Origin of the sequence: Coprococcus sp. TM115-187 (assembly GCF_027679115.1) — a bacterium.
Taxonomy (GTDB): Bacteria; Bacillota; Clostridia; order Lachnospirales; family Lachnospiraceae; genus Allocoprococcus; species Allocoprococcus comes.
This window is the reverse complement of sequence record NZ_JAQEKS010000009.1, coordinates 65,368-87,902: the sequence shown is the minus strand read 5'-3', so window position 1 is coordinate 87,902 and position 22,535 is coordinate 65,368. Positions and strand designations below refer to the sequence as shown.

General features: G+C 42.6%; 16 protein-coding genes. 15 read left to right on the top strand and 1 reads right to left on the bottom strand.

What is annotated here, in order from left to right; translation table 11 throughout:
- Positions 1-530: 530 nt before the first annotated feature.
- The 15 genes from PGW42_RS08305 to PGW42_RS08235 all read left to right on the top strand — a co-directional run bounded on the left by PGW42_RS08305 (position 531) and on the right by PGW42_RS08235 (position 20,214).
- Complete coding sequence (locus PGW42_RS08305; protein ID WP_044998872.1) at positions 531-719, top strand: hypothetical protein; 189 nt, start codon at positions 531-533, stop codon at positions 717-719.
- 12 nt (positions 720-731) lie between these two features.
- Positions 732-5,918 (top strand): DUF7604 domain-containing protein, encoded by a 5,187-nt coding sequence (locus tag PGW42_RS08300; RefSeq protein WP_270235131.1) that lies wholly within the window; start codon positions 732-734, stop codon positions 5,916-5,918.
- A gap of 110 nt (positions 5,919-6,028) precedes the next feature.
- The gene (locus tag PGW42_RS08295; protein ID WP_270203990.1) at positions 6,029-7,468 is read left to right on the top strand and encodes a SpaH/EbpB family LPXTG-anchored major pilin; all 1,440 of its coding nucleotides are present in this window, start codon (positions 6,029-6,031) and stop codon (positions 7,466-7,468) included.
- 89 nt (positions 7,469-7,557) lie between these two features.
- Positions 7,558-8,427 (top strand): class C sortase, encoded by an 870-nt coding sequence (locus PGW42_RS08290; protein WP_195370627.1) that lies wholly within the window; start codon positions 7,558-7,560, stop codon positions 8,425-8,427.
- Between the two features lie 33 nt (positions 8,428-8,460).
- Positions 8,461-9,327 carry a class C sortase gene (locus PGW42_RS08285; protein WP_270203991.1) on the top strand — a complete coding sequence of 289 codons (867 nt, stop codon included), beginning with the start codon at positions 8,461-8,463 and terminating at the stop codon, positions 9,325-9,327.
- A gap of 28 nt (positions 9,328-9,355) precedes the next feature.
- Entirely contained in the window at positions 9,356-10,390 is a 1,035-nt protein-coding gene (locus PGW42_RS08280) for a DUF5979 domain-containing protein (protein ID WP_270203992.1), read from the top strand.
- A 15-nt stretch (positions 10,391-10,405) separates the two neighbouring features.
- Positions 10,406-10,936 (top strand): hypothetical protein, encoded by a 531-nt coding sequence (locus tag PGW42_RS08275; protein WP_270203993.1) that lies wholly within the window; start codon positions 10,406-10,408, stop codon positions 10,934-10,936.
- 12 nt (positions 10,937-10,948) lie between these two features.
- Complete coding sequence (locus PGW42_RS08270; RefSeq protein ID WP_270203994.1) at positions 10,949-11,728, top strand: hypothetical protein; 780 nt, start codon at positions 10,949-10,951, stop codon at positions 11,726-11,728.
- A gap of 13 nt (positions 11,729-11,741) precedes the next feature.
- A complete protein-coding gene (locus tag PGW42_RS08265; RefSeq protein WP_270203995.1) occupies positions 11,742-12,497 on the top strand; it encodes a sortase B protein-sorting domain-containing protein in 756 nt (251 codons plus the stop codon).
- Between the two features lie 4 nt (positions 12,498-12,501).
- The gene (locus PGW42_RS08260) at positions 12,502-13,482 is read left to right on the top strand and encodes a hypothetical protein (protein ID WP_270203996.1); all 981 of its coding nucleotides are present in this window, start codon (positions 12,502-12,504) and stop codon (positions 13,480-13,482) included.
- 31 nt (positions 13,483-13,513) lie between these two features.
- Positions 13,514-14,041: a signal peptidase I gene (locus PGW42_RS08255; protein WP_270203997.1), complete on the top strand. Its 528-nt coding sequence runs from the start codon at positions 13,514-13,516 to the stop codon at positions 14,039-14,041.
- 141 nt (positions 14,042-14,182) lie between these two features.
- The gene (locus tag PGW42_RS08250; RefSeq protein WP_117835936.1) at positions 14,183-15,286 is read left to right on the top strand and encodes a PucR family transcriptional regulator; all 1,104 of its coding nucleotides are present in this window, start codon (positions 14,183-14,185) and stop codon (positions 15,284-15,286) included.
- Between the two features lie 11 nt (positions 15,287-15,297).
- Positions 15,298-17,589 carry a hydratase gene (locus tag PGW42_RS08245; protein WP_195255195.1) on the top strand — a complete coding sequence of 764 codons (2,292 nt, stop codon included), beginning with the start codon at positions 15,298-15,300 and terminating at the stop codon, positions 17,587-17,589.
- A 119-nt stretch (positions 17,590-17,708) separates the two neighbouring features.
- Positions 17,709-18,176, top strand: a complete 468-nt coding sequence (locus tag PGW42_RS08240) for an RNA polymerase sigma factor (RefSeq protein ID WP_008371152.1) — start codon at positions 17,709-17,711, stop codon at positions 18,174-18,176.
- Positions 18,177-18,204: 28 nt separating this feature from the next.
- Complete coding sequence (locus PGW42_RS08235; RefSeq protein ID WP_270203998.1) at positions 18,205-20,214, top strand: beta-propeller domain-containing protein; 2,010 nt, start codon at positions 18,205-18,207, stop codon at positions 20,212-20,214.
- A 285-nt stretch (positions 20,215-20,499) separates the two neighbouring features.
- Here PGW42_RS08235 and PGW42_RS08230 read toward each other — a convergent pair whose 3' ends face one another.
- Positions 20,500-21,909 (bottom strand): amidophosphoribosyltransferase, encoded by a 1,410-nt coding sequence (locus PGW42_RS08230; protein WP_270203999.1) that lies wholly within the window; start codon positions 21,907-21,909, stop codon positions 20,500-20,502.
- Positions 21,910-22,535: the final 626 nt, after the last annotated feature.

Below are 22,535 nucleotides of genomic sequence, written 5' to 3'. Positions count from 1 at the left end.
TCCCTCTCCCTCACCGCTATAACCAGATCACTCCTTTTCTATGCGCTCCCCACAATCTATACTTTTGGCACTTCCATCACATTATTCCCCACTTTTACTTCTATTCTAATATCCCAATACATATAGTAGAGTCAGACACAAATATTACGCACTCCTACAAATCATGATGTTGGGGTTCAAAGGTATTTTGACCCCTTTAATACTAGATTGCTACGTGCTTTGCACTCTCGCAATCCTCAAAAGCATTCGTAATCCGCTCATTTTTCTTTGAAAAATGGCTACTTACTCATGTTTTTGGCGGATCAAGAGGTCAAAAATCCTCTTGCAAGCAAGCTTGCATCGGCTTTCTGACATTTTGGACCTGATATCAAATCATTATATTATTACAAAAACATTACTATTTCTTGTTATAGCTTAAAAAAGTTAATATTTTTCGTTATTGGTAATGATTCACGTAATGCTTTGTCAGATACAATACCTATATAAGATAAAAAAGTCTAAATAATTAGGAAGGGCAGATGAAAACTGACATGAATAAAAAGCAAAAAAATACAAGAACTTTTTTAATAAAAATCATGGATCAGCAGAACGGTACCTGGCAGGGCAGCGTTACTTGGGTGGAAGAGCAGCGAGAGCAGCATTTCCGCAGTGCCCTTGAATTATTGAAGCTGATAGACGGAGCACTTGATAACAATTATGAAGTCAGAATTGAGGAATAGAAGGAGGACGCCATGAAAAGTAATACAAAGAAACGTTTAATAGCATTCATGCTTTGCATGGTACTTGTGCTTAGCAGTGCGACATCAGCATTCGCTGATGAGCCACAGAACACAGACAGCCAGAGCCAGGCCGAAGTCGTAACAGAACCGGCGGCAGATGAGCCACAGAACACAGACAGCCAGAGCCAGGCCGAAGTCGTAACAGAACCGGCAGCAGATGAGGCTACAGAAGATACAACTACTGAAGATACAACTACTGAAGATGTGTCTACTGAAAATACGATTACCGAAGATGTGTCTGATACACCTGACATCGAAATACCTTCGAAAAAAGAATGGTCAGTACAAGTAGGAAATACTACTGTTAAAGTAAATGGATCAGCCGATACTCTTCCTGCAGACGCACAGCTTTCCGTAACAGAGATCACTTCAGAAGACGAAGTAAAGGAAATCGAAAAATCAGTAGAAGAAAAAGCGATCGAAGAACAGTTTTCCATCAAGAATATCTCCTCCTACGATATCAAATTCCTGGTAAACGGTTCCGAAGTACAGCCAACCACTCCGGTACAGGTCAGCGTAGACACCCCGGAGATCACATCCAGCGAGAATGCAGCAGTACTGCATGTGGATGATAACAACGTAGCGGAAGACATGAAGGGTGCTGTTGATGGTGAAGGAAAAGTTGTATTTGATGCTCCGCATTTTTCTACATACGTTATTGTTCAGAAAGGTGAACCAAAGGTTAACGTTACCATTGAATACTATGATGATAGCCAGGGTTCAAGGCCTAGGATATATGCAAGCAAAAAGGAATTATCACCTGGGGAAAGCATAAGCAATTATGACATAGCTGATAACTGGACTATCAATTGGGCAGAGAAGAGTACTACAAATGGAAGCTTCGAACGCATATCAGATCTTAATGAAATCAAATTCGTAAGTGATTGCACAATTAAGGTTTATTATACTCCTAAAGATGAGACGATTGCTGGAAGCACTAAATTTTATGACTATACCGTTAAAGCTGGAATAAGAAATAGCATCTTCGGCAATACCTATTATTCATTTAATCAGTTGACGAATGATAAGTCACCAGAAGTTAGTGATAACAGAAAACTTATTGCAGGATCGAATAAGAACAACCAAAATTATGATACGAATCAAAAATATAAGATTAGTTTGAAGGATAGTGACGGCAAGACAAAAGATGCAAACTGTTGGACTGAAGGATCTAGTACAATTCCAGGATTACTAAAAGGAATTGACGATAACGGAAATGTAATATTCAATTACGCAGAACCAGGATTTTTTGTGGATAGTGATTATAAAATTGATTATAGAGCAAATTGGAATGATAGTGCTGAAGAGAGATATCTGAGAAGGGTGTATAAAGATTACACTCTGGAATTTAACCGAAAAGGTGATACTTATACACTTAATGGCGTAAGAAATGGAAGTGGAGATTGGGTTACAGGCGCAGGAAACAATTTCTATCCGTTAGACAAAGTGCTACCTTCTTATGAAGATAGTGAAAGAGGCAATAACAATTATTTCGGAATGCGATATGATGTCACATTCAAAATCGGTGATTATGTAGGACCACTTAATTACAAATTCACAGGTGACGATGATTTATGGGTAGTCCTCGATGGTAAGAAAATAGTCATTGACCTTGGCGGTATTCATAGTGCAGCAACAGGAAACGTTGATTTGTGGAATTATATTGGTCAGGCAGCAAATCTGACAGAAGCACAAAAACAGCAGACTCATACATTGACAATTCTTTATATGGAACGTGGTGCAGGCGCATCTAATTGTGAGATGAAGTTTACTCTTCCGTCAGCGAAGATACAGCAGGTCGATAAGACAAAGATGACAAACATTTCATTCTATAAAACAGATGCAGAAGGAAACGGTCTTCCTGGTGCACAGTTTAGTTTAACGAATGACGCCACACAGGCTACAATGCTTGCAGCTTCCGAAAGTGACGGATTAGTTCAGTTCCAGCAGCTTGTAGCCGGAACCTATACATTAACAGAAACACAGGCACCAAAAGATTATGTTACACCAACAACGTCATGGAAAGTAATAGTAACTGCCGATAGTAGTGGCGATTTAAGTGCAAAGATATACCTGGCAAATGGTATAACAGAACTTGGAAAGCTTACCAGTGGTGAATACCAGATTATCAACTCAGCAAGCACACCAGTACAGCCTCCGACACCGGGCATTGTTGAAACAAAGAAAGAACTGTCTCATGAAAAGTATATTGCTAAGAATAAAGATGGTACATACAATCTTACGTTAAATGTTTCAGGTGCAGTTGGAAGCGAGTCCTATGCGAATAAGCTGGATGTACTGTTCGTGATGGATACGTCGAACAGTATGAAACGTGGAATGAATTCTAAGAATGACCTAAATGACTACACAACGAATGAAAATAGTCGTTTCTTCAATCAGCAAAAAGCTGTAGAAGCTGCTGTTGCCAAATTGAAAAGCAAGAAAAATGTAGATGCTCAATTTGCAGTTGTGTCGTTTGATACACAAGCGGGTATCGAAACAGAGTGGACAAAGGACTCGATTAAATATCCCACCGGAGTTGGAAAATATCCGGGTTATAGCAAACAGGCCGGTGGAACAAATTATGAAGCAGGATTAATAAAAGCAAAGCAATTACTTGATAGCGGACGAACTGATGCAACAAAAATAGTTGTATTTCTGTCAGATGGTGATCCAACCTTCTACTACAAAAAGGATAGCCAAGGTAATATAACTGGAATTGGTGGTGGTAAGGGAAATAGCTATAGTGATACAGCAATGGTCAATGCCCAAACTCAACTTAGCAAAATGAGTATGAACTACTTCTACACAGTCGGAGTTGGTCCTGAAGATAGTTACAATCATTTATCAAGTCTGATCAGCAATGCTCCGAGCGGAACAGTAACCGGCAGTTACAACGGTACAGATTCAAGTAATTTGAAAAATGCTTTTGATTCAATCATCAGAGATGCAACAGAACTTCTTTGTACAGATGTAACTGTAACCGATACGTTAACCGATGAAGTTGAGTTGGCTGATCAAACATTACAAGTGGTTGTCAAAGATGAAGATGGAAAGGTTATCAAAAAACTGAAAGATGCTTCAGGAAGTGCAGTAGACGTATCAAAGATTATAACTGTCAGTACAGCGAAAGACTCAGATGGCAAGACTCAGATTATTATGCGATTTAAATCTGACTATAAACTGGAATCAGGTTACACATATTATGTAACAGCAAAAATCCGGCCAACAACAAAAGCCTATCTGAAGTATCAGAATCAAAGCTATACAGACACTGGTGATGAAAATACAGACGAATATCTTGGAGAAGGCAAAAAACCTGGAAAAGATACTAGGAATAATGGAACATCTTCAAAACAAAAAGGATTCTATTCAAACGAATCAGCAAATGTAACATACAAGTACAACAATAAAACATATGAGAAACCTTATGCAAAACCCGTTATACAGGTAAATGCCAGTACAGTTTCTCATACAGTGGTTAAACAATGGGAAAATGACTCGGATAAAGTAGCAGTTGATGTCGAGTTGAAGGCCTATGTAACAGAAGCGGCGGATTCTAAAATAACCCCTGATAATCCGAAGTATCTTACAAATGAAGATGTAAAAAATCTTTCGACGTCCATGCAAGTTAATTTGTCAGAAACAAACAATTGGACACATACGTGGGAAAATCTTCCAACTAAATACTTCTACGAAGCTGCGGATGGTAGTATCAAAAAAACAGATATCTATTACACAGTAGAAGAAGTCCAGACAGATGCGACAAAGGCATTTTACGGTCAGGTTACTGAATCAAGTGATGGAAAGATCACTACGATTCTGAATAAGAAGAAAGATCAGGAAGATAAGCCGTTTATTGAAGTAACAAAAACATTTAAAGGGCTTACAAAAAATCAGATTCAAAAGTTGGCAGAGCCAAGTAATCCGTATACAATTACATTGATTCCTACTGAAACAAATACGCCTAAAACGCTTACGATGGATGCAAGTGAATTAGACAACATTCTTCAGGGTAATGATGAGGAAAAAGTATGGACATACACCTGGAAATTGGAAGATTATTTGGATGGCACATACAAAGTCAGCGAAAGTAATTACAGTAAAGAAGGATACGATGTAACCGTCACTGTCAATGGACAACAAGTTACAAATTGGACTGATTTTTCAGTAGGTACAAAGCAAGCAACAATAAGCGAATATAAACAATCCGGAAAGACTACTCCGTGTTCACCAAAAGAGTTTACTATAGGCAAAGTTAATTTAATTGTTGCAAAGCTCACTGCGAACGAAGGATATTTCGTGTGGACAAACACACCGGTAAGTATCAGTGAACGTAAAGAGATAGTGAAATTGATAAATGATAAAATCGATGGAATCAAAGGAATCGGATTTAGTCCAGAAGCAGAATTACAAAAATGCTATTTCTATAGTGGAAATGGAATAAAAAACACGTTGGTATTCAGAAACGGTGAAATCAAGTATGACGGAATGTATAAACTTACGTTTGACGCATCGAAGCAGTGGTCTATGTTTGCAGCTGGAACGTACACGTTTAAAGAAAAACAGAACGCTGAGATTCAGATCACGAATACTTATTCAGAGCAAACTGCAGATTTAGATTTGATTAAGACTTCGACTTCAGTAGCCGGAACAAAATTTGATGGCGCAGAATTCAAGCTGTATAAGAAGAATGATGAGGGAGCATATGAACTTCAGAAATTTGAATATACAGATAAATCTGGAAAAAATCAGACAAGAGAAACCATTCAGGTAATAAATACCGAAGGATCAGAAGCTGAACTTAAAAATCTTCAATCTGGACAGTACTATCTGGAAGAAGTAAAGGCACCGGAAGCTTGTATGTTGTTAGCAGACAAGATTTATTTCAAACAGGAAAAGGGTAAGATTACTTTAACAGATAAGGGTGGAAAAGTACTTGCAGATTCACCTACAATGTGGACACTTTCGGGCACAGATGGAAAATATACCTTAACTGTAAAAAACGAAATTCTCTATTCCCTCCCATCAGCTGGAGGCACCGGAATTTACTTGTATATGATTGGCGGCATGTTACTTATGTTTGCGGCCGTATGGATCTTATATAAAAACAAATGCAAGGAGGTGCTGGAAAAATAATTGTAAGAATTAATTTTTCAGTGGCTTCTTGCCACACAAAAACGTTATTATCCCATATGAGGGGACAATAAAAAATGGGCAACGCCCTTAAATGAAAAGGAGACAAAAATATGAAGAAGATGAGAAAAATCTTTGCAGTGTTATTAACACTGGCTATGGTGCTCGGAATGAGTATGACATCTTTTGCAGCAGATGCAAAAGCAACAATTATACTTAAAAACTTTGACAAAGCTAATAAAGTTGAGTACATGCAGATTATCCAGAAAGATGAAACCAAAACTTCTGGTTGGACATTTACTAATGGTGCAGGAGCATGCTTTACAGAAGCATTTGGACTTACAGATTCAGATGATGCACAGCAGCAGGTTATCTGGGGATTAATTAAGTACAATGATAATAATGTTAAATTACCAACAGGTGTAACTGCAAAAACTGCTACAGCAGCAAACATTGACTTAGCATTAAGTAAAGTTGCAACACTTAAAGGTTTCACAGAATCAACAGATAAAACAAAAATCGAAGTAAGCGCAGCTGGTATTTATGCAATCAAAGCAGAAGAAACAGGATTTACTTATAAAACAGCAACAGCATATGTAGGATTTGGAGAACCATATCCAGCATTAACAAATGCAGAAGTAACAGCTAAAAAATCTCCAACAACTGTAGACAAAACAGTAGCTGATGACGATCATGTAGTAGCAATCGGAGATATCGTAACTTATACAATCGAAGCATATGTACCATTTATTGATGCAGCTAATACTGATAACAGAACATTTACAATTACTGATAAAATTAAAGGTGCTGAATATTATTTAGCAGGTCCAAATGCAGTTAGCAGTGTAACTATGGAAGGCAAAGAAGGGCAAGTTGGAGAAATCGTAGTAAATGAAGATGGTAAAGGATTTACCGTTAATTTAAACACTTTAGTTGCCGATACAGACAATCCGAACGCTGGAAAGAAAATCACAGTTACCTATACTGCAAAAGTAACCACAACAACAGTAGAAAACAAAGCTGGTAGTCATGCAGCTGGTGTAGACTACGGTGCTGATAAACCCCCGGTTAAGTTATTTACTGGAGAACTCGTTTTACTGAAATATGGTGATGGCGATGTAAATAATGCTTTAGCAAACGCTGAATTTGTATTGTATAAAGATGGCGAAGAAGCACCTTTAACATTCGTAAAAGAACGCAACGGAAAATATAAATATGCACCAAATACAGAAGATGCATCTGCAACACTTGTAACTGATGAAAATGGTATGATAGATGTAGAAGGTTTAGATGTTGGTTCTTATCATTTCGAAGAAACTAAAGCACCAGAAGGATATTCTATCAATACAGATGGTAAAACTCTTACACTTACTGTAAATGGAGATGTTGCTACAGCTAAATTATATAATGAAGGTCAGTTAAATGATACAAAACTTTCCGCTCTTCCATCAACAGGTGGTATCGGTACTACAATCTTCACAATCGCTGGATGCCTCATCATGATCGCAGCAGCTGGCTTATTCTTCGCAAGCCGCAAAAAAACAAACAAATAATCTTTCATGATTATTTATAACCAGATACTGAATCCGGGGCAGGTCGCCCCGGATTCATAAAAAATAATACAACAGCAAGGAGAGTTCGGATGAAACGCAAAGCAAACAAACTTATTATTGGCATCATATTTTTAGCCGGGTTGTCCTTACTGCTGTATCCATTCGTTGCAAACCAGTGGAATAACTACAGGCAAAAGCAATTGATCAGCAGTTATGAACAGACTGTATCCGAAAAGGATGCAGCACATGAGATTGATTATGATGCAGAACTGCAGAAAGCAGAAGCTTACAACGAAGCATTACTTCCAAGTATCCTTCCTGACTCATTTGCAGTTGCCGCAGCCAGTGACAAAGAAGACCAGTCCTACATGGATGCTCTGAATATTGCCGGTGACGAGATGATGGGAATCGTGGAGATCCCGAAGATTGACATCAAGCTTCCGATCTACCACACTACCGATGAAGATGTTCTCAAACAGGCAGCCGGACATCTGGAGGGAAGCTCTCTTCCAATCGGCGGTAAAAGTACACACGCCGTTATCTCCGCACACCGTGGACTTCCGAGTGCGTCTCTTTTTACCGATCTGGATCAGCTGGAAGAAGGCGATCATTTTCTGATCCATGTATTAAACGAAACATTATGTTATGAAGTCGACAAGATTTCCGTGGTCAAACCGGAAGAAACTTCCTCTCTTGCAGTAGAAGAAGGAAAAGATCTTGTAACACTTCTTACCTGTACTCCATACGGAGTCAATACCGAGCGGCTTCTGGTTCGTGGTCACAGAGTACCTTATGTGGAACAGGAAGTTGCCGATGAGAAGACACCGCTCAGCGGAATCAGTCTTCATACAAATTATCTTTTATGGGTAATTATTGGTCTTGTAATTACCACAATCTTCATCCTTGTGTTATACTTAAAGGAGAAGAAGCTTCAAAAGAAGAAAAATGAGACCTCTTAAAAAGAGAATAAGAACGAGAAAGGGAATATGCCTATGAAAAGAAAAATCTCAACCTTCCTTTTCGGTCTGTTATTCTTGATAGGATTTGGGATTCTGATCTACCCGATGGTATCCAACCAGTGGAACACCTACAGACAGAATCAGCTGATCAGCAGCTATGACAATACAATACAGGACATGGAACCGGAGGACTTCACCTCTGAGTGGGAAAATGCAAAAGCTTTCAATGATACCATTCAGCAGAACAACCTCTACGGAGATGTATTTGGTGAAGATGAAAATGACATCAAAGACACCGAATACTGGAAGATCCTGAACGTTGCAGATGACGGAGTAATGGGATACCTTTCCATTCCGAAGATCAACATCAAGCTTGCCATTTACCATGGCACCGGTGACAAGGATCTGCAGACCGGCGTCGGACATCTGAACGGCACAAAGCTTCCGATTGGAGGGGAGAATACCCACAGTGTTCTCGCAGCTCACCGTGGACTTCCAAGCGCAAAGCTTTTTACCGATATCGATCAGCTCAAAGTTGGCGATAAATTTTACATCCATGTACTGGATGAAGTCCTTGCCTACAAAGTAGATCAGATTCTTCCGATGGTAGACAAAGACGATCATGAAACACTGGAGAAAGCACTCCAGATTGAAGAAGGAAAAGATCAGGTAACTTTATTTACCTGTACACCATATGGAGTCAACTCCCATCGTCTTCTCGTAAGAGGAACCAGAGTTCCATATAACGGCGAAGAGGATGCTACCGAATCAGTTACAGATTCTATGGTAAAAGCCATTCAGAATTATTATATGCTCTATTTAATTTTAGGACTTTCAATCACGATTCTTGTGATCATTCTCTTGCGATTCCTTTCCAAGAGAAAAGCTCACAAAGAATAACCAAGATTTTTAAGGAGGACATGAGGCGATGATGAATAAACGATTAAAACAGGGAAGTACTTTTCTCTTAGCTGTCGCTCTTACATTTCCACTGCTCACTCTTCCGGGTGCGAAAGCCGCAAGCGCGATCGATACCGATGCAGAGTGTTCCATCCAATTTGACATTGGTGGAAACAGTGAACTTCTAAATGACGACGTTACTGTTCAGGTCAATCTGTACAAAGTTGCATCAGTTGATGTATCCGGCAACTATACCGCAACCGGTGCATTTTCAAAACTGGATTTTTCATCCGTAAGTGCTGATAACCTGGATACTGCAGCTGCTACCTGGGCAGAACGTGCCAAAGAAGCACAAGGTAAGTTGACAGATTCAAAGGGAAATACGGTTGTTGATCCAACCGAAACCGTTACACTGCAGAACGGAAGAGGCTACCAAGATAAATTGGATACCGGACTTTACCTTGTAGATACACCAAAAGTGATTACAACCAATTATACTTATACCTTTACTCCTTACCTTGTATCACTTCCGACCAATAATTACTACAGTGGTAACGGTGCAAGTGATGACTGGATCTACGATCTGACCAAAGAATACAACAGTGCAGTTGGTCTGAAACCGGAACAGCACGTAAGATACGGTAATCTGGTGATCAACAAGGAACTGGTAGATCACAATGCTACCTTCGGTAACAATGCAACGTTCGTATTCCAGATCGATATCACAACACTGGATAATAAAAAAGAAACCAGAATCGAAGAGCTTACCTTCGATGCAGCAGGCAGCCATTCTGTAACGATTGAAAAGATTCCTGCCGGCTCTCATGTCAAGGTAACGGAGGTTTACAGCGGTGCAAGCTATGAACTCGCTTCTGCTAAAAGTCAGGAAACAGACATTATTGCTAATCCTGAAAAAGAAACCGAAGTAGAATTCAGACCGGCAGAGGTTTCATTTATCAACAAACATAATGGACGTACCAATGGCGGATACGGCGTAAAAAATAATTTCAAGCTGGACGAAAATGGTCAGTATCAGTACACCGAACCGGCAGAAAAGAACTAGGAAGGGGGAGTCGGAATGAGAAAGTTACATAAAAAACCACTTATCATGGCAGCAGCAACACTTGCTCTTACCGGAACCCTGGCAGTTGGAAGCGCGATGGCGTATTTTACAACCTATTCGACAGCCGGTGGCGGTGTGAAAATGAATATGGGATTTACAGAAACCATCCCAAATGAAACAGTAGATCAAAACGGGAAGCATGTCACGATCAGCAATATCGGTGATTATGACTGCTTCGTAAGAGTAACGGCATTCGCTCCGGTAGCACTTACATACAACGCTCCGGACGGCGGATGGACCGAAATGGTCGACGAGAATGACAAGAATGTCTCCTACTGGTGTTACGACGATGTCCTTCCGGCAGGCAAGACAACCGAACAGGAACTCAATATCACTTATAAGTTCCCGGAAGGGAATGACAAACCGGAAGAATTCAACATCGTAGTCATCCAGGAATGCACCCCGGTTCTCTACGACAAGGACGGCAATCCATACGCCAACTGGAACCATGTAATCAAAGACGACAGCACACAGACGACAGAGTAGGAGGTAATGAGAATGAAAAAGAAAAAGAAATCATTTCCAAAGAAACCTGCCCTGGTCCTGACAGCCGCAGCACTCCTGCTGGTTGGAAGCACTGTCGGCAGTACACGCGCCGCACTCACTTACTACAGTGAGAATTATTCCGCACAGATGAATATGCAGAGTATCGGCGTATCTCTTCTGGAAAATGACAAAGTAGTCAGCAGCCGGGATTATGTATCGAACAATGAATGGAAGGGAACCTCAGAGGGCGAGCTTCTCACAGATCTTCTCGGAAAGGATGAGACATTTACACCGGGCAAAAAATATAACGAAGCGATCAGCGTCAAGAACAGCGGTACGATCGACACCTTTGTACGTGTGATCATTACAAAGAGCTGGCAGAACGAAAAAGGCAATAAAAACACGAACCTTTCACCGGATCTGATCGAACTGAATTTCCTTACAGACAATGGATGGGAGATTGCAAAAGACCAGTCTTACCAGTCTGACCAGTCTGACCAGTATAAAGAGCGTACCGTTCTTTATTATACCAAAGCTCTCAAAGCGGGTAAACCGACACCGGCATTATCCGATACACTCCGTATCAATCCTTCGATTGCATCGGATGTAAAGCAAAAGGTCTCTGAGGATGGCAAAACCATCACTTATACTTACAAGTACAATGGCTACACCTTCCACATTGACGCAGAGGTGGATGCAGTTCAGACACACAACGCAAAGGACGCGATCAAGAGTGCTTGGGGCGTGGACGTGAATGTATCAGACGATGAAACAACAATGAGCTTACAGTAGGGAGGTACAGAGTATGAAAAAGAAAATTTTGTGCCTCGCCATGACAGTGATAATGGCAGCAGGGGTACACACAACTGCATTTGCAAAAGATTCTCAGGGAGCCGACGGACGGCAGGTTAATTTCACCGGCGGCAAGATGGAAAGTAATTTTAAAAGCTCCGATGTGACTGATGAGCTGGCAAATATTCAGCCGGGCGACAGCATCGAGCTCAAGGTTCAGCTTAAGAACTCCGACAGTACGGATACCGACTGGTACATGACCAACGAAGTGATCCAGACGCTGGAGGATGCACAGTCTTCCGCAGAGGGTGGTGCCTACGAATACAAGCTGACCTATGTTGGAAGTGACAATGCCGAAAAGGTACTCTATGACAGCTCAACTGTCGGAGGGGAAGGTGCTTCCAAAGCAGGAGAAGGTCTGAAGCAGATCGATAACTCAACCCAAGAATATTTCTACCTCGGAAGACTTGCTTCCAATAATACCGGAACGGTACACCTTACCGTCGGTGTTGAAGGTGAGACACAGGGCAACGGTTATCAGCTCACACTCGCAAAGCTCCGCATGAACTTTGCAGTAGAAAAGGTTTCAGCCGGCAAAACCATCACCAAGAATAAGATTGTTAAGACAACCAACACCGTTAAGACCGGTGATACCGCAAGAGTTCTTCTCTTCTGTGTACTTGCACTCATCAGTGGACTGATCCTTCTTGCATATGGTATCTACACACTCAATAAGAACACAAAAAGACGCAGACAGAAAGGAGAGTAAGCAGATGAAAAAATGGAAAAGATTACTGGTTTCTCTTCTGACTGTAGCTATGACGATTGGCACTGCTTCCATGAGTGTTATGGCAGCAGAACCGTATACTTATACGGTAACATTGTCAGCCGGCAATAAAGGAACAATTAACGGACAGAACAAGATTGAAGTGGCAAATCTTTCATCCGGTTCTAAGGTTATTTTCAATCTGAATGATATCCAGGTAACGGATGACAGATATTATGTCAAAGGTATCCGTCTCAGCGGTCGTGATAATGACGAGGCTGACGAAGCACTTGCCGCTTATAGATTTCCTATCGACGGTGATGCAGACTATGTAGTTGCTTACGGAATCAAAGGCAATATGGTTGCCTATACCGTCAATTATCAGGATGCTTCCGGCAATGCACTGGCAGAAAGTCAGACATTCTATGGCAATATCGGTGATAAACCGGTCGTTGCTTACCGTTATATTGAAAATTATATTCCAGATGCTCTTGCACTTACCAAGACTTTAAGTGATAATGAATCTGAGAATGTATTTACGTTTACCTACACACCGGGAGCTACAGACCGTATCGTTGAGACAACAACTACCGTCACAATAACAGTTCCTGGAACCGCAACTCCTGCCGGTGCAGCAGGTACAACCGGAGCTGCCGGTACAACAGGTGCAGCCGCTGGTACTGGTACTACAGCAGGTGGTACTACAGCAGGTGGCACTACAGCGGGTGGTACTACAACAGGCGGTACTGCAGGTGGTACAACGAATGCAGACAATTCTCAGGATACGACAGACGATACGACCACCGCACCGGATGAACAGACACCAAAGTCTCTGGTAGATCTGGATGATGAAGACACTCCAAAAGGAAATATCGATGCGAAAGACAAGACGAGCAAGACTCCGATCGCAGCAGGGATCGGCATTATCGTTGTTGCGGTAGCAGCTCTCGCAGGACTGATCGTATTCTTGAAAAAACGTGCAAAATAAAAAAAGCGCGGCACTAAAGGAGAAGTCTTTTTTGAAGAGAACGAAGAAAAAGAAAAGCCCGGTGGCTGCATTTTGCAGTGCACTGGGCACTGTTTTACTGACAGTACTGATTCTTGCCTGTATTCCGCTGACGCTTCCGAAAGCTTTTGGTTTTCAGATGTACACCGTGATCAGTGGGAGCATGGAACCGGCGATCCCGACGGGAAGCCTGGTCTATGTCCGGTATGAAGAACCAGACACGATCGTCAAAGATGATGTCATTGCTTTTTACAGCAACAATGCAGACGGCTCGATCATCACCCACCGTGTAGTATCCAACAGCCCGGCAATGGGACAGTTTATCACCAAAGGGGATGCCAATGAGAAAAAAGATATGAATCCGATCCCTTACAACAACTACATCGGAAAAGTAAAGCTTTCTGTTCCGGTTGTCGGCGGCATCGCCCAGGCAGCCACCGGTACATCCGGCAAGATTGCCGCTGTATCTATGATTGGTCTTGCTGTGATTCTTGAAATCGTTGCTGCCATGCTTGACAGACGCGATGACGAAGACGAATAAGAGAAAACGTTTTTCATTTTAACTTGCTAAAGTGTGAAACATTTGCTAAAATAATATCAGATTGTATTGTCAGAAGAAGATGGGGGAATTTCACAATTCTCCCATTTGTCATATATTGAAAAGAATGGAGAGGTGAATGGATTGTTATCCAACCAGATTTTACAGAGAACAATCAATGAAATAGGGGATATCATCGAGTGTAACTGTTCCATCTGGAACACAGACGGAGTGATGCTTGCAGCTGTAGGTAAGGAGAAGCCTGCAGTGAAAAAAGCTGTCTGCTCATTTTTAAAAGAGCTGGAGGTTACCGGCGTATCGGAGGAGCACCTGGATGAATGCTATGGTCTGTTTCCGGTTTATGATGATGATGAACTGACTTATATTTTCGTGATCGAGCACAATAATGAGATTGATGTGCATACCAGCGGACGCTTAAGTGTCTGCCAGCTGGAGAGCCTTTTAAGATCCGGAAGCGAACGTCTTGACCGTAACCGTTTTATCCAGAACCTGCTCCTGGATAACCTGCTTCTCGTAGATATCTACAACCAGGCGAAAAAGCTTGGTATCACAGTGGAGCAGCGCAGAGTCGTCTATCTGATCGAACCGAAGAATCCAGATGACACGATCGTCCTGGATATGATCCGTGGGATTTATTCCTCGGGAACCGGCGATTTTGTTACTGCCGTAGATGAGGGACATATTATTCTGATCAAGTCCCTTGACAGTACGGATGATTATGATACGATCCGTTCGACTGCCGATATGCTGGTGAATGCGATCAACACCGAAGCTATGGTCAATGTCCGGCTTTCCTTCGGAACCATCATTCCCGAACTCAAAGAGGTCTCACAGTCTTACAAAGAAGCAGGCATGGCTCTGGATGTGGGACGTATCTTCTATCCGGAACGCAATATTTTATCCTACCGCGAACTCGGTATCGGACGGCTGATCCACCAGCTTCCCGTTTCCTTATGCGAGATGTTCCTGGAAGAAGTATTTGCCGGAAATACCGTTGATCAGTTTGACGAAGAAACCTTATCCACAGTTGATAAATTTTTTGAAAACAGCCTGAATATTTCGGAGACAGCGAGACAGCTTTTCGTCCACCGGAATACGCTCGTCTACCGGCTGGAGAAGATCCAGAAGCAGACCGGGCTGGATGTCAGAGTGTTTGAGGACGCCCTGACATTTAAGATTGCTCTGATGGTCGCAGACCACATGAAATTCATAGAAAACAGAAAATAGGAGGACATGATATGGTGAAATTATACGAAGGCGGTGCCTATCTTTTACACGGTACTGAGGTAATTGCAGATGCACCCGATGCACTTGCTGCCGTAAAAAGCAAGACAGGGATTGAGACAACAAAAGAAGCTGCTGCAAAAGAGACAATGGCTTATGGGATCTTAAGTGCGCATAATACTTCCGGTAATATGCAGCAGCTTCAGATCAAATTTGACAAGCTGACTTCGCACGACATTACCTTTGTCGGAATCATCCAGACTGCAAGAGCATCCGGACTGGAGAAATTCCCGATCCCTTATGTTCTGACCAACTGCCATAACTCTCTGTGTGCAGTCGGCGGTACGATCAATGAAGATGACCACATGTTTGGACTGACCTGTGCGAAGAAGTACGGCGGTGTCTATGTTCCGCCTCATCAGGCCGTTATCCACCAGTTTGCCCGTGAAATGCTCGCAGGCGGCGGCAAGATGATCCTTGGTTCTGACAGCCACACCCGTTATGGTGCACTCGGTACCATGGCAATGGGAGAGGGCGGACCGGAACTTGTAAAACAGCTTCTGAACAAGACTTATGATATCAAGATGCCGGGCGTTGTCGGAATCTATCTGGACGGCGAACCGGTGAAAGGTGTCGGACCGCAGGACGTTGCCCTTGCGATCATCGGCGCAACCTTCGGCAATGGCTATGTCAATAACAAGGTCATGGAATTTGTCGGACCTGGCGTTGGCAAATTAAGTGCAGACTTCCGTATCGGAATCGATGTTATGACGACAGAGACAACCTGCCTTTCTTCTATCTGGAGAACCGATGACAAGATCAAAGAGTTCTACGATATCCACGGAAGAAGTGATGACTTCAGGGAACTGGAGCCTGGCGCAGTCGCTTACTATGACGGTCTTGTATACGTCAATTTGAGTGAAATCAAGCCTATGATCGCCATGCCGTTCCATCCGTCCAATGTCTACACCATTGAGGATGTCAATGCCAACCTTGCAGATGTTCTCCACGATGTAGAGCAGCGCGCGCTGGTAAGCCTGGACGGTGCTGTGGATTACTCTCTTCAGGACAAGATCGTAAATGGTAAACTTTATGTCGATCAGGGTATCATCGCAGGCTGTGCCGGTGGCGGTTTTGAAAATATCTGTGCTGCCGCAGACATCATCCGTGGCAAATACATCGGATCAGATGAATTTACCTTCAGTGTTTACCCGGCAAGTACACCGATCTACATGGAGCTTGTGAAAAATGGTGCGGTTGCTGACCTGATGGAAGCCGGTACGATCGTGAAGACAGCCTTCTGCGGACCGTGCTTCGGTGCAGGGGATACCCCGGCAAACAATGCATTTTCCATCCGTCACTCTACCCGTAACTTCCCGAACCGTGAAGGAAGCAAGCTGCAGAGTGGACAGATCGCATCTGTTGCCCTTATGGATGCACGTTCCATTGCCGCAACTGCTGCGAACAAAGGTTTCCTTACTCCGGCAACAGATTTTGATATTGAATACAAGAACCCGACCTACCACTTTGATTCCAGAATTTACGCCAACCGTGTATTTGACAGCCACGGCGTTGCTGATCCTTCGGTTGAGATCAAATTCGGACCGAACATCAAAGACTGGCCGGCAATGAGCGCTCTTCCTGAGAATCTGATCCTGAAGGTCGTATCTGAGATCCACGATCCGGTCACAACGACAGACGAACTGATCCCGTCCGGCGAGACTTCTTCTTATCGTTCCAACCCGCTTGGACTTGCTGAATTTGCACTTTCCAGAAAGGATCCTGCCTATGTAGGACGCGCGAAAGAAGTCCAGAAAGCCCAGAAAGCGATTGAAGCAGGTACTTGTCCACTGGATGTACTGGATGAATTAAAACCGGTGATGGCAGCAATCCAGAAGTCTTATCCGGAAGTCGGCAAAGGAAATATCGGTGTCGGAAGTACCATTTTCGCGGTCAAACCTGGTGATGGTTCTGCCCGTGAGCAGGCTGCTTCCTGCCAGAAGGTCCTCGGCGGCTGGGCGAATATCGCGAATGAGTACGCAACCAAACGTTACCGCTCGAACCTGATCAACTGGGGCATGCTTCCGTTTATTACCGAAGAGGAACACACAAAGCTTTCTTTCAGGAACGGTGACTATCTCTTCGTGCCGGATATCCGCAAAGCAGTAGAAGATAAAGTTTCCACGATCAAGGCTTATGTCGTAGGCGATGATCTGAAGGAGATCGATCTGAAGCTCGGTGATCTGACGGATGCAGAACGTGAGATCATCCTCAAAGGATGTCTGATCAATTATTACAGAGGTTAATTTTTCTCAGACAATGATATGATTTCAAAGGGACGGAAATTTTTCTGTCCCTTTTTGCAACACTTCCGACTTTTTTATACTCTTATATACAAAGAACCTGTTATGAGAGGAGGGACCTTATGATCGATGCAATTGCATTTAAAGAATTATATAAGACGGTTTATCAGGATCTGTATCGTTTTGCGCTCTGCATGATGCATCATCCGCAGGATGCAGAAGACGCCGTCAGTGAAGCCGTTCTTTCCGCCTATGAGAATATACATAAATTACGCAAAGAAGAAGCATTCCGTTCCTGGATCTTTCAGATTCTGGCAAATGTGTGCCGCCGGAAGTTAAAGAGCCGTGAACGGACCGAGACCGAGCTGAAAGAAGATCATGCTTCTGCCACATACTGTGACGGACTCCGCACAGATGTGGAACGTGCTTTTCTTATTCTCGATGAAGACGATCAGCTGATCATCGGCTTATCCGTCTATGGCGGTTACAACAGTAAAGAGATCGGAAAAATGCTAAGGCTGAACCCGAATACAGTCCGCTCCCGCAGAAAGCGTGCCCTCGAAAAGATGAGCTGGCTTCTGAAAGAGTAGGATAAAAGAGTAATAGGAGGTGTTTCATATGACAGATCACGAAAAAGAAATACTGGATAAAATAAAACAATCTACGGAAAAAACTCCTGTTCCGGAAAGCCTTGCACCGGATCAGATTATGAAAATGCTGGAAGAGCATAACAGCACTCAGGCTTCCGGACATATCCCGAAAAAGCATGGATTTTCCCGCGGCCACCGGATGCGCGGAGGACTTATCGCTGCCGCACTGGTACTGGTTGTCGGCATTGGCGCCCACATCCGCCAGCAGAATCTTTCTTCAGACTCAGCCACTTCTTCCACAAAAGGCAGTTCTTCAATCGGTACATCCTCCGGTAAGCTTGCCTCTTCCAATACTTTAGAAACGGCAACCGATTATGATGAAGTCTACACATACCTGCAATCTTATCAGGATGAGTTGGATTCTTCATCCGCTACCGGTTCAACCGACGGCGGAATTGTCATGTATTCAACTAAAACAGCCGACAATGGTGCACGTACCGATAGTTCCAGCTCCTCTTCGGATTCTTCAACAGCCTCTGCACGTGCTGTGGATACTTCATTTTCCGATACCAACGTCCGCACAGAGAGCGTCGATGAAGCAGACATTGTAAAAACGGATGGAAGTTATCTTTATACACTGAAAGCAAACTCACAGGAAATTTCCATTGTAGATATCCGGTCTGATCAGATGAAGGTTGTTTCCGGTATTTCGCTGAATGAGAATTTTCAGGCATCCGAATTTTACCTGAGTGACCAGAAGCTTTTTGTCCTTGGCAACATGCAGAACACGCAGGTTGATTCTGACAGTAAAACCTTGTACCGCGGCAGCTGTACCCGTATCCAGACTTATGATCTGGCAGATATCAACAATCCGAAATCCATCGGAACCGTGGATCAGAGTGGTTACTACCACACTTCACGTTTTAAAGACGGATATCTGTATGTATTCAGCGACTATTATATTTACGATACGATCACCAAAAAAGATTATCCTTCCTATGTTCCGCTTGTTGGTGACAATCTTCTGAAACAGTCGGATATCTATCTCCCGACGAACCATGCAGCAGACCAGTACCTTGTTGTCAGCTCCGTTTCCGCTTCCAGTCCGGATAAGGCAGCAGACCAGAAAGCAGTCATGTCTGAGAATGGTGAAGTCTATGTGAGTGAGAACAACATTTATATTTACGAATATACAAACAGCAGTATCCTCGCAGATAATCTTGCGGCAAAGAATCAGACGATCCTCCGCAAGCTGTCTTACAATAAAGGAAAACTTTCCGGCTCTGCCCAGGGCAAAGTAAAAGGATATCTGAACGATTCCTTCAGCATTGATGAGTATGACAATACGTTGCGGCTGGTGACAACGGTTACGCATAATGTCGGAAGCTCTTCACAGTCCAATTCAGTCTATGTGCTGGATGCAGATTTGAAAACAATCGGTAAGATCGAGGATCTTGCCAAAAATGAACAGGTCTATTCCGCAAGATTTTTGGGCAATACCGGTTACTTTGTAACTTATGAACAGACAGATCCTTTATTCTCCGTAGACTTTTCCGATCCGGAGAATCCGAAGATCCTTGGCAAGCTGAAAATTCCCGGCTTTTCGGAATACCTGCATTTTTACAGTGATAACCTGCTTCTTGGCATCGGTATGGATACCGACGAAAATGGCATTACAAACGGGGTAAAGATCTCCATGTTTGATATCAGTGATCCTTCGGATGTGAAGGAAGTCAGCAAGTACACACTGGATCAGTACTATTACTCGGATGTTTTTTCTGACTACCGTGCAGCACTGGTTGATCCGGAAAAGAATCTGATCGGCTTTCCGCTTTCCGGATCTGCCAACCAGTATGTGATCCTTTCTTACGATAAAGATCAGGGCTTCCAGGTACAGATGCAGGAGGAAATCAACGGTAATTCTTATCTTGGAACCCGAGGTGTGTATGCAAACGAAAAGTTCTATGTGATCAATGGAAATGCAATTGAAGCATACCGGATGGGAGACTATGTGAAGATAGATGATCTGCTGCTATAGTGCAGCTTTGCAGAAGGAGCTGCCGCTCCGCATACTTTGTACACCATCCCACCTCATTGTATACACCAAAATCGTATATAATCGAGTAGGCTGACTCCTACTCGATTCTTATACTTTGTACATCATCTCGCTTAACAGCTCGATGATGTACATTCGCCAAATGCAGATCCTTGTGCAAGCACAAATCTGCACTTGGCTCATCGTATACCCAAAAACAGGTGCCCACGGGGATATATCACTAAGATATACTTACGTGGACACCTGTTTTCTATTTTCATTTACCTGTTATTCCACACCGTTAAAGCAGTAGGTACATACCTGGCATGCATCAATCCCGATTGATTTGATCAGATCATCCAGTCTGTGATAACGAAGTGAAGTGAAATTCTGTCTCTTGCGGATTTCCTCCAGCATTGCTGCATACCGGTCACTGTTCGAATCCGCATATTCACTCAGTACATTGACATCATTGTCGCCTTCCCACTCACGGATGATCCTTCTTGTGATCAAATCCAGATCTGATTTGGAACGGGAGAAGTTCAAATATTTGCATCCGTACAAAAGCGGTGGACATGCCGGGCGGACATGCACTTCTTTTGCGCCACTCTGATACAGGAACTCTGTCGTCTCACGGAGCTGTGTGCCACGCACGATCGAATCATCGATCAGCAGCAGGCTCCTGTCTTCGATCAGACTATGTACCGGGATCAGTTTCATTCTGGCGATCAGATTACGCTGACTCTGTGTTGTCGGCATGAAAGATCTTGGCCAGGTCGGAGTATATTTGATAAATGGTCTTGCATACGGAATACCTGATTCATTTGCATAGCCTATCGCATGAGCGATACCCGAGTCAGGAACTCCTGCAACAATATCTACGTCGATCGAATGGTCATCTCTCTGTGCTAAAAGCTTTCCACAGTTGTAACGCATTTCTTCTACACCAACCCCTTCATAAGAAGAAGTAGGATATCCATAGTATACCCACAGGAACGAACAGATTCTCATCTTTTCACACGCAGGACTTACAGTCTCCACAGATTCCGGTGTCACGTAGACGATTTCTCCAGGTCCCAGCTCTTTGTAATCTGTGTATCCAAGGTTGATATATGCAAAGCTTTCAAAGGAAACGCAGTATGCATTCTCTTTCTTTCCGATCACAACCGGTGTACGTCCGAGAAGGTCTCTGGCTGCATAAATTCCATTCTCTGTCAGAAGCAGAAGCGTCATCGAGCCTTCAACTACTGACTGCACATAACGGATTCCCTCAACAAACGAATCCTTTTTACAGATCAATGCCGCAACCAGCTCTGTAGAATTGATCTGTCCATTGGTCATAGACTGAAAATGTGTATGTCCATTTTCATAAAGATTCCGGATCAGCTGATCCGCATTATTGATCTTACCTACTGTCGTAATTCCAAAGCACCCCAGATGCGACTGGATCAGAATTGGCTGTGGATCATAATCTGAAATACATCCAATTCCAATATTTCCCTTCATTGTATCAACATCTTTCTCAAATTTTGTACGGAACGGCGAATTTTCAATATTATGAATCGCTCTCTTCCAGCCATCACTTCCGTAAGTAGCCATACCTCCGCGGCGGGTTCCAAGATGCGAATGATAATCTGTTCCATAAAAAAGATCCAGATTACATGCTTCTTTTGATGCAACGCCAAAAAATCCTCCCATATCTGTAGGTCTCCTTTCTTTATCCCAATGCCATAGCCTGTATTTTTCATCTATTTTTTAGTGTATCATGCATTTATGGACGGAAACAATAGCAAAACCCCGAATATATTGCAAATGGCTATAACTATTTCTAATCGTATTTATAATTGTTTGAATTTTCTGATATATATATTGCAATTTCAATTCTTTCTAATTTTACCAAAATTATTTTAAAATTATATTGACAAATAAGCATTTGGGTGTTATTATTAAGTCAATCCAAAAGAAAAGAAGTTCCTGACGAGAAAGGGAATTTCAAAAAGATATTTTTTTAATCTGTTACATAGTTTCATATATACTCGCCAAGAGTATAAGATGAAGAACCAGATCAGAAAAGGGTAACAAGAATAATTGTTATTTGAAGGTTAGAAAGTTTTAAAAAAGCAACTATACATTTTGGTTATGAGCGTTTTGTAAGTGGAGTGTGTAGAGAACAATTTTTAAAATTGATAATTTATAATAATAAGAGAAAATTGATATCTGACTTCTGAACAGAAAAAAGTATAAGAGAAAAAGAATATCCGGATAAAATTTTGGAACGAGAACGAAAGGAAGGAGGCTTTGACCGTTGGATATTTCATCATCTA

What these genes read in the sequence shown, in the direction of transcription:
- PGW42_RS08305 (WP_044998872.1), top strand. Translation starts at nt 531, where the DNA reads ATGAATAAAAAGCAAAAAAATACAAGAACTTTTTTAATAAAAATCATG.
- PGW42_RS08300 (WP_270235131.1), top strand. Translation starts at nt 732, where the DNA reads ATGAAAAGTAATACAAAGAAACGTTTAATAGCATTCATGCTTTGCATG.
- PGW42_RS08295 (WP_270203990.1), top strand. Translation starts at nt 6,029, where the DNA reads ATGAAGAAGATGAGAAAAATCTTTGCAGTGTTATTAACACTGGCTATG.
- PGW42_RS08290 (WP_195370627.1), top strand. Translation starts at nt 7,558, where the DNA reads ATGAAACGCAAAGCAAACAAACTTATTATTGGCATCATATTTTTAGCC.
- PGW42_RS08285 (WP_270203991.1), top strand. Translation starts at nt 8,461, where the DNA reads ATGAAAAGAAAAATCTCAACCTTCCTTTTCGGTCTGTTATTCTTGATA.
- PGW42_RS08280 (WP_270203992.1), top strand. Translation starts at nt 9,356, where the DNA reads ATGATGAATAAACGATTAAAACAGGGAAGTACTTTTCTCTTAGCTGTC.
- PGW42_RS08275 (WP_270203993.1), top strand. Translation starts at nt 10,406, where the DNA reads ATGAGAAAGTTACATAAAAAACCACTTATCATGGCAGCAGCAACACTT.
- PGW42_RS08270 (WP_270203994.1), top strand. Translation starts at nt 10,949, where the DNA reads ATGAAAAAGAAAAAGAAATCATTTCCAAAGAAACCTGCCCTGGTCCTG.
- PGW42_RS08265 (WP_270203995.1), top strand. Translation starts at nt 11,742, where the DNA reads ATGAAAAAGAAAATTTTGTGCCTCGCCATGACAGTGATAATGGCAGCA.
- PGW42_RS08260 (WP_270203996.1), top strand. Translation starts at nt 12,502, where the DNA reads ATGAAAAAATGGAAAAGATTACTGGTTTCTCTTCTGACTGTAGCTATG.
- PGW42_RS08245 (WP_195255195.1), top strand. Translation starts at nt 15,298, where the DNA reads ATGGTGAAATTATACGAAGGCGGTGCCTATCTTTTACACGGTACTGAG.
- PGW42_RS08240 (WP_008371152.1), top strand. Translation starts at nt 17,709, where the DNA reads ATGATCGATGCAATTGCATTTAAAGAATTATATAAGACGGTTTATCAG.
- PGW42_RS08235 (WP_270203998.1), top strand. Translation starts at nt 18,205, where the DNA reads ATGACAGATCACGAAAAAGAAATACTGGATAAAATAAAACAATCTACG.
- PGW42_RS08230 (WP_270203999.1), bottom strand. Translation starts at nt 21,909, where the DNA reads ATGGGAGGATTTTTTGGCGTTGCATCAAAAGAAGCATGTAATCTGGAT.